This window comes from Pararhizobium sp. DWP1-1-3 (genome assembly GCF_049896125.1).
Classification (GTDB): Bacteria; Pseudomonadota; Alphaproteobacteria; order Rhizobiales; family Rhizobiaceae; genus Pararhizobium.
Genome location: NZ_JAFCTR010000036.1, coordinates 1 through 6,902 on the forward strand (window position 1 = coordinate 1; position 6,902 = coordinate 6,902).

Genomic DNA, 6,902 nt, shown 5'->3' on the forward strand with positions numbered 1-6,902 from the left:
GCGGCGCGAGCAGGCATCGCGAGGCCAGTGAACCCGGCCAATGCAAAGGTACCGCCAGCGGCAAGCAATGCTCGGCGCTCAAAATCGATGTCAGACATGCTGATCTCCTTCCCGAGTTCGGTGATGAACTACGTCGATACTTACCGCCTTTTCGGCCGGCGACCAATCGCGGCGGCGAACACAACAGGGCACGGTTTCGTGATGGGAGGCAGCCACAGCAATGTTGCGAACAGGCGGTGAGTTGGTCGAGGTCTTTGCGTCTGGTCATCCAACGGGTTCCTCTTCTGGCCGTTCTGAGACAAGAAGATCCCTCGTAATAGCAGGGCGATTGGTTCGAATCTCGTCAAGGCGAGCATAGGCAGCATATCACCAGTGAGTACGCGATCAGGTCAGCAGCACGTCGACTTCGAGCCGCCTATCGTCTCCAATTAATTTCGCCGCGGTGAGGCATTCGAGCAGGCTCTCACGCCCGCGTCTCCCGTCAGAAGTACTCGGCGGCCATTCTCGATGAGCAGTACGAGAGAGGCAAGATTGGGGGGAGAGGGAGGGACATACTTTTCGATCGCGAGCGCCAGTCCCTGCGCTTGGCGGGCGACGTCCGCCGCGGACATTGCCCGCTCCCATGCCCCCTGTAGCTGGTCGCCAGGCCAGTGCCGGGCTCGAAAATTTGAAGCTCCAGTCGCTGCGGCTGTTACAGGCGATGAACAGCAACCCGACTCCAGAGGCGGCAACCGTACGGCCGTGGTCGGCGTAAGTTGCCCGCTGGTGTGTCAGCACCAACACGACATATTGCCACTCGACCAATACCAGAAAGCCAGCTGACGCTGCGGATGAGAGGTGCATCAGGCCTCGATCTACGCAACGCTGATCGAGGTCGAGGCGAGAAAAGCCTCTCCGTCATCTGGTCCCGCTCGGATCGGGACTGATACCGGATGCCCCGCCGCAAGGCGGGGCTCTCCAACATCGGGATCACTTGTTTAGTGCATCCTTCAAAGCCTTGGCAGGCGCGAAGGTCAGCTTCTTCGAGGCGGCAACCGTCATCTTCTCTCCGGTCGCAGGATTGCGACCCTCGCGCTCAGGCGAAGCCTTCACCTTGAATTTTCCGAAGCCTGGGATCGAGGTTTCAGCGTCGGAGCCTGCTGCATCGGCAATGGCCTGGAACACCGCCTCTACGATGCTTTTCGCCTGAACCTTAGTCAGGCCGTTGTCGGCAGCAATCTTGTCGGCGATTTCATTCGTGGTGGTCATGGATATTCCTCGCATCTTCTAACAAAGACAAATCCGTGTCAGCTTATGATCGTGTTGTCATCGGCAATGATGGGGATGCGGGTTGGATGCGCTGGATGTCCACAGGTGGTTTCGGCTTGTAGCCCGCTTTCGCTTTCCGCGAAGGACATCCAGCAACAGGCCGACGGTCTTGCTATCGTTGTCGAATAGATGCACCAACTGCGCCCCGCGCGTACCGATCCGGCCTCGGGCAAGCGACACCTCGCCGAATTATGTCGGCTGAACGGCCCACGCATAAAAGCTGGCCACGCTCTTTTCCGGCGCCATACGCTCGACATAGAGGTGGTAGGGCTGTCTTATCATGACAGCAGAATCGCGCGTGTGGATTCTCCCCTCCAATAGGCGTGAGAGAAATCTCGGGCAAGAAAACTATTCGGCAATGAAAATCAGCCCTCGACATGGTGAGCGCTGGTGTTGCACCGAAGCGGAAGCTCGCGCTGCCGGCTGGCGAAACGCGGGAAAGTAAGGTCGGAGCCGGACTTACTTGCGTTTAGATCGCTCGGCTATCCTTATCGGGGTAGAACAACCAATTCTGACAGTATCCTTCTCTTCATGCCTTATGAACAGCTGGCAGGCCACGCAGGCCTTCTGGAGGCGGCCGACAATTCGATATTTTCGGGCAATCTGGCAAAATTGCTTCTTCACTACGTCACAGGTGTCGAGTCCAATCTCAACACTCTCACAGCCGAGGAATTACCACGCCTCGTGCATACCATCAGCGATCTGATTGTCGCATGCGCCTCGCTGTCTGTTGCGACGGTCGCGCCATCGAAGCTTCCAAATATGGGCATGATGGAGCGCGCGCATCGTTATATACATGGCAATCTACGTTCGGATGAGCTCACGCTCGAAAAGATCTGCCGTTCTCTTGGTATCTCCCGTACTCGGCTCTACCAATTGTTTAGCGCAAGTGGCGGTGTTCTTAATTATATACGGAAACAGCGGCTTCTTGCAGCTTACGCGGACCTCAGCGATGCCACCAACACCCGGCCGATATCAGAAATAGCGGAAGCTGCAGGGTTCGATCTGGCTGCCAATTTTAGCCGCGCTTTCAGCCACGAATTCGGAGTCAACCCTCGGGATATTCGAAAAGCCGCTACGCTGCAGCCCTCCCGATCTCCAATTCCGCCTGGTGGCCGCTACGGCGGTTCATTCGGCGACTGGCTGAGTGTGTTGGGAAAGTGAGGCGGTTCAATGAACCCGGTCCGGACATTCCCTATTTAAGCAGGCAGACAGTAGGGGTATGGTCAGATCGCCGACGACGTCAAGCGCTTGTCGCGCCCTCGAATACAAGAATGCTCGTTCATGCGCGGAGAAAAAGGAAAACGTTACCGTCGCTGACCGTCGAGGCAGTGTCCGGGGCCGCTGGTGCCATCGGTGTCGGCGGCAACGGCATGAATGCCCGCAACACCGCTGATGCCGAGCGCGAAGGAGAGGAGGAACTCGCTGTTGCGGCCACCCTTGCCCGTTGCGCGCAGCGTCACGGTCGTTTCACCGCCGGCAAGCAAAAGGACGGGCTTGGTGAAAGGTCTGTTCCTTGTCGCAATCTCGCGGGCGATGGCCGCATGCACGCTTGCCACGTCGCGGGCTTCTCCTTCGATCGAATCCGAAAGGATCACTGCTTCGATCCCGTGCCTTCGGGCGTGTTCAGCCGCAGCTTCGAGCGAGACGGCAGCCGACGCAATGACATGGACCTGGTCCTTTGTGAACCGCGGATCGCTTGGCTCCAGGCCGTCCGCAGCTGACGATTTGAGGTGCGCCACGTTGAAAACGTTTCCCGATTTCGGCCATACGATTTCGTCTGAGGAATCCGTTGAGGCGGCTCTTTTCCTGCGCGAGCGCTTCGACTGATCCAGTCGCGTCGCGATACCTCCGCATTGGCGCGGGCTGGTTGTCAAAACGGACACCCACCCGCGTTCACTGAGTATGAGTAAGCGGGCGTCCGTTATTTCAAGTTTAGAGAACGGAGACGTTCTCGGCCTTCGACTTTCCTGTCTTGCGATCCTGTCCGACTTCGAAGGTTACCTTGTCACCTTCGCGAAGGGAGCCGCCGCGCTCAAGCGCTGACACGTGAACGAACACGTCCTGTCCGCCGTTCTCCGGGGTGATGAACCCGAAACCCTTGTCGTCGTTGAAGAATTTTACCGTACCAGTAGCCATAGATGCTTTCCCGAAGTTTTCAATAATGCGCGCGCAAACTATAGGATGCCGATAGTCCAGGCAACCGTGCCATCCCGTCATGAACGAGGTTTGTCAGCGGTCAAGGGCGGACAAGCTGTTGGTCCGACCATCGAATTCAACCGTGCCTCGCCTCGATCTACACCGTCGGCACTGATAGTGGGCGGGATCGCGGCGCGGACGAGGCGAAGTTCCTCTGAGCGGGTCACCGTAAAAAACCGTCCCGTCCAAATTCTTCCCAACCCGCCAGTTCCGCGCTTGCGTCACCCGACCCCGCCCCTGGTGCCGGAGAACTCGCCCCCTTCTTCAACGATCGCGTCAGCTTCGCTTTGTAGGCGGCCCGCCGTCGGTTCTCGGCCGCAGCCGCGATGTCGTCCTCCCGCCATTCGTCAACTGTGCCGCTGTCGAGGAGTTCTTCCACGACCTTCGGATCGACGACATGGAAGGTGATCTGCCTGGCACGGCCCGCTAGTCGTACAGTCCTCGTCCCCGCGCTGGGGAGGCGACCGTCGGCAAGCCACCGATGCCGCTCTCCTGGCTTGATCGTCAGGATGTCCTGTATCTCTCGAGGAATCACGGGCAGGTTTCCGATGTCCGTCATCGCTGCGGAAACGATGCCCGCCGCGGCGTTGAATTCGGACTTCGCTTCGGCTGGCATTGCAAGCACGAGTTCGCCCGCTTCCAGGATCAGCGATTTCTTCGAAGACACCGGGAGCCGCGCCCGCATCTCGAGAAGGATTCCGTGCGCGCGCACCGACGACCCGAGCGTGGCTTTTGACGGCAAAGTCCAGGTCCTCAGAAGTTCGATGTCGTTTCTCTCGCGCTTAGGCATGCTGCCTAAATGGGTCGGCGAGCAGCCAAGTCAACGTGGCGGGCGGGCCATTGGCGACGAGATAGGCCCTACCTCACAGTTCTTTGACAAGTCGATCCCGCTCGTGTTCGGGGAGCGCTGGATTGCTCTTGCGCCACAATCGGCCGCGGACGACGAAATATCTTCCGTCGGGGTCGAGGTATTGGCTTCCATTTTCGTTTTTTCGCCTCATGGGAAAAGAACTTTCATAAGGCTGAGTGGTTTGGGATGTGAGGTCGCGGCGTGTCAAATCGGACACGACGGAGATGATGAACGCAACGATTTTTCCGATTTCTCGCTGTGGGCAACGAAATGCCAGGCGAGCATCCAACCCGTCCGCCGCGTCCTCATCCACCGACAGAATGGCAGGAAGTATGGAGCGGCGGTCGAACTCGATCCGACCATTTATTACGCCATCCAGCTCTTGCGCGAGGAAGCACATACGCTGGTGTGGCAACGGGTTAAATTCCTGACAGCTGTCATGGAAGCGGCTAATAACCAGCTTTTAGCTGAAAACCAGCTGGAGAGTGTTTAAGGGAACGATCTTGCAATATTTTGCGACGAGCGTCTCGGCTTTCATTACCGGGGGTTCACGGATTCCGAAGCAGCCCGAATATCCAGTTATCGAGAAACAAGAAACAAGCTTCGAGATAGACCGCAAAAATCCGGGTGACCGTTCAATTTCACTAAAAGCCCGTGTACCTAACCGGTCAGCGGGCTTTTTGCGTTCTGGCGGGGCTGCACAATAAAAAAAGAGCCTCACCAGCAATGCCGGGAGGCTCTTGAATTACCCACAGCGTTCGAGGTCTACGGGTGTGGGCAAAAGAATACATTGTGTAAGGATAGTCAATTCCTTCCGGCCGCCACATTACGACAAAGCCTAAGCCTCCAACCGCGACGGAAATTCCTATGAATATCCCGGCGTTTTGGAAAATGGTCATTCTTCTTCCGCGCCCCCGCGTCCGTGGGTGAAGGCGCGCCCTTCATTGGTTTCCTTTGGATCACCCTCGTTAGGATGTGGATTGTCTGCGTACATAATCCGCAGATTTTTCAGGACTTCTTCCATGGCGCCGATCGTTTCCATGGTGCCCCAGCCGTTGGTCGTAGCTCGATTGATTATGTCCTGAAGAGATCCGTCAACCTCTTCCTGACAGAGCAGATGACGGTCTTCGTGGGATACCGGAAGCTTCGGGGTATTGATCATCGTGGTTCCTCCATGCCAAGAAACCAAAGCGAATTCTGTTGGTTCCAGGGAGGCGCTAAAACGCTATTTTCCGTCCGACGCGTGGTTCTCGAGTTGTTGCCGGAGGCGGGCTTGTCTCAAAGCTTCTGTCTTCCGTCTTTCTGCGGCCAGACGGGCTTCTTCTGATGAAACCGCATATGTCTTCGCCGTTTCGAAATTTCCGCGAGGCGACGCACCTCGTGGCCGTCTGTTTTTTACTTCGGTCATGCGATCGCCTCCCGTAGTGCAAGCATCGCGGCAATGGAATTCTTAATTGCATTCACCAAGATTTTGGGCTGGCACGGTTTACTCACCCACTCTCCACGAATGAAAATCGGATCGATTTCGTCCTGGGTAGACCCAGAGCAGACAATAAATGGAATGGAATTTTGGTGGAGACGCGATGCCACCCCAGTGCATGATCCATCTTTCAGACAAATGTCCAGGATCGCTGCATCAGGGGAATGATCAGCGAGCCAAGCCGACGCCTCCGAGCAGGAATAACAAATGTGGGTCGTAAAACCCGCGTTTTTAAGTATTTGTTCGAAGTCCATCGCGATCAGCGGCTCATCCTCAAGGATGAGGATAATATTAGCATTGGCTTTATTAATATTTGATAGGTCGCGATGAGGCATGGCTCTGCTCCAATAGGGTGGGCAAGAGCAGATTATCTCTTAAACAGTCACAGCCGAGAAATGGATGTAGTGGGACCGGTATGGTCAATATACACCACAACCACTCAAGAGACTAATTGAATCCCAACGTTTCTAATGGGCCACTGCGGTGCTGATCGAAAATGACCCCGCAAAAGCGGGGCGAAGTTGACCTTGTGCCGAGGAGGGGCACCGGCGAATACGGAACTAAGGTATGGCTGCTTTGTTCCGATGAAGACGTCGGTTGGAAGCAAAAACGATCTTGAAGGATTTCTCAGGGCAGATAAAATCTCCCGATGTTCTGGAAGAAAAAGCCCAAGGCCGTAAAAGTTCTGCGATCAAGCATTGTGACGATTTCGGAGACGCCGGAGTTGGGCATGCTAACGATCCAGACGGATCGAAATCAGGTTCGCCTGATAATCGACGAAGCCAATGCTCGGCAGCTCACGGAAGAGTGCCTAAAACTTCTGGGCTACCCAGCATCGATGAATTAGGGTCAGCACTACATCTTCGTTCAATCTAAAACTTCTGCGAAGCCGATCGCGGCATCGGAGGTCCGGCTTACTACGGGGCTCGTATCGAAACCGAAATCCAAATGGTCAGACGTCACGTGCTCCGTGGTGAGACCATTGTTGTGAAGCAGCATATGCTCATACAGCGTCTCAGAAACTTGGGCATTTCGACCGTCGAGGCTGAGCGACTTCTGGATACC

The 6,902-nt window shown here is 56.0% G+C and carries 8 protein-coding genes and 1 pseudogene; 2 read left to right on the plus strand and 7 right to left on the minus strand.

Going from position 1 to position 6,902, the window contains the following annotated elements; translation table 11 throughout:
* Positions 1-969 precede the first annotated feature (969 nt).
* Positions 970-1,248 (minus strand): HU family DNA-binding protein, encoded by a 279-nt coding sequence (locus tag ACP7BS_RS29535; protein ID WP_426233725.1) that lies wholly within the window; start codon positions 1,246-1,248, stop codon positions 970-972.
* Positions 1,249-1,839: 591 nt separating this feature from the next.
* On the opposite strand from ACP7BS_RS29535, the gene ACP7BS_RS29540 reads away from it, so the two are divergent.
* Positions 1,840-2,472: a helix-turn-helix transcriptional regulator gene (locus ACP7BS_RS29540; protein ID WP_426233249.1), complete on the plus strand. Its 633-nt coding sequence runs from the start codon at positions 1,840-1,842 to the stop codon at positions 2,470-2,472.
* A 176-nt stretch (positions 2,473-2,648) separates the two neighbouring features.
* Here the strand turns inward: ACP7BS_RS29540 and ACP7BS_RS29545 are convergent.
* From ACP7BS_RS29545 to ACP7BS_RS29555, 3 genes and pseudogenes are all read right to left on the minus strand, one after another.
* A pseudogene (locus ACP7BS_RS29545) lies at positions 2,649-3,050 on the minus strand (MOFRL family protein); the annotation flags it as partial.
* Between the two features lie 193 nt (positions 3,051-3,243).
* On the minus strand, positions 3,244-3,447 hold the full coding sequence (locus ACP7BS_RS29550) for a cold-shock protein (protein ID WP_426233251.1): 204 nt from the start codon (positions 3,445-3,447) through the stop codon (positions 3,244-3,246).
* 223 nt (positions 3,448-3,670) lie between these two features.
* The gene (locus tag ACP7BS_RS29555; RefSeq protein ID WP_426240911.1) at positions 3,671-4,297 is read right to left on the minus strand and encodes a hypothetical protein; all 627 of its coding nucleotides are present in this window, start codon (positions 4,295-4,297) and stop codon (positions 3,671-3,673) included.
* Here ACP7BS_RS29555 and ACP7BS_RS29560 point away from each other — a divergent pair.
* A complete protein-coding gene (locus ACP7BS_RS29560; protein WP_426233311.1) occupies positions 4,272-4,850 on the plus strand; it encodes a hypothetical protein in 579 nt (192 codons plus the stop codon). The two genes, ACP7BS_RS29555 and ACP7BS_RS29560, sit on opposite strands and share 26 nt — an antisense overlap.
* 402 nt (positions 4,851-5,252) lie before the next feature.
* Here the strand turns inward: ACP7BS_RS29560 and ACP7BS_RS29565 are convergent, their stop codons facing one another.
* From ACP7BS_RS29565 to ACP7BS_RS29575, 3 genes are all read right to left on the minus strand, one after another.
* Complete coding sequence (locus ACP7BS_RS29565; protein ID WP_426233255.1) at positions 5,253-5,519, minus strand: hypothetical protein; 267 nt, start codon at positions 5,517-5,519, stop codon at positions 5,253-5,255.
* Positions 5,520-5,761: 242 nt separating this feature from the next.
* Positions 5,762-6,172: a response regulator gene (locus tag ACP7BS_RS29570; RefSeq protein ID WP_426233257.1), complete on the minus strand. Its 411-nt coding sequence runs from the start codon at positions 6,170-6,172 to the stop codon at positions 5,762-5,764.
* A gap of 532 nt (positions 6,173-6,704) precedes the next feature.
* Positions 6,705-6,902 (minus strand): hypothetical protein (locus ACP7BS_RS29575; protein WP_426240912.1); only part of this gene is annotated, 198 nt, incomplete at its 5' end.